The sequence below is a fragment of the Lacinutrix sp. YIN62 genome, from assembly GCF_057219185.1.
Map to the genome: position 1 here is coordinate 1 of NZ_JBXVVH010000077.1, position 1,031 is coordinate 1,031.

At 28.8% G+C, this 1,031-nt stretch carries 1 protein-coding gene; it reads right to left on the bottom strand.

The genetic code is table 11. The annotated features are described in order from the left end of the window. Positions 1-82: 82 nt before the first annotated feature. Complete coding sequence (locus AC2D8I_RS16245) at positions 83-532, bottom strand: hypothetical protein (RefSeq protein WP_484707167.1); 450 nt, start codon at positions 530-532, stop codon at positions 83-85. Positions 533-1,031 lie beyond the last annotated feature (499 nt).

The window sequence follows — 1,031 nt, forward strand, 5'->3', positions numbered from 1 at the left end:
AGCAGTGTGTAATAAACTTTTAAAACAGGCCTTCGCAATTGCTAAATCAGGATTAATATATGATGAGACTTACAGAAGTACGTTAGTGAAAAATTAATGAGTTTTTACTTGTTTTTATCCACAGTTCTTTGTTACCCAACGTTTTTTCTTTCAGTTGTTTGATTTGTCCTATAAATAGAATTATGAAACTCGAAATCCAAAATAAAAATCCAATTCCGACTACAATATCAGAATTTGTGCCGCCTTCATTTTCTGGCAATTCTCTAAGTCCGATTACAAATAGTCCGAAAATAATTGTCAATATTGATAATCCAATTCTAAATTTCAAACTAATTTTATTGATTATTAAATTACCGAAATAAACAAAATTTGCAATCCAAGGTACTGCAACAAAAGGTTCAATTGCAAAAATTCCTAACCAACCCATAATTAATCCAAATATTCCGAGTGTCCAAGTTCCAAAAAACATTGGAGTAAATAATGCGATTCCATACAAAATCATTGAGTATTGCTTGTAAGTCAATTTTCTCATTTATTTTGTGCGTTTTTGAATCTTATAAGAAAAGTCAAACAAGATATTCCAGACAATATAAAAATTCCAATTGTGCCGAAAACAATAAGACTTATCCACATTTCAACATGATGAAAACCTGATGCAAAAATGTTAAGAATATTTTCGGCCTTAAAAACTAAGAGCAAAGTCAAAACAATAAATATTCCTAAATGGATTAGTATGATTTTCCTTTTATTCATTGAGTTTTTTAATGTTGGGTAACTATTGTATAAGTGCAACACACTTGCACTTATATTCCTTATGCAATATAGTTTATTTTAATACGTATAATGATAGGCAAAAGGAGATTATTAAGCTGTGCTAGGCATTACGATTGGGGTTTCCCCTAAGAAAGTATATTTAATAGCCGTAAATAAACGTTTAAAAACAGCTAAATATTGCTGCTTAATGAATAAGTTATTTGCAGAACTATTTATAATCGTTTATAAATAGGCTGTTATACTTGTATTAAAAATAA

Coding starts and splice junctions, on each gene's coding strand:
- AC2D8I_RS16245 (WP_484707167.1), bottom strand. CDS start 532: ATGAGAAAATTGACTTACAAGCAATACTCAATGATTTTGTATGGAATC.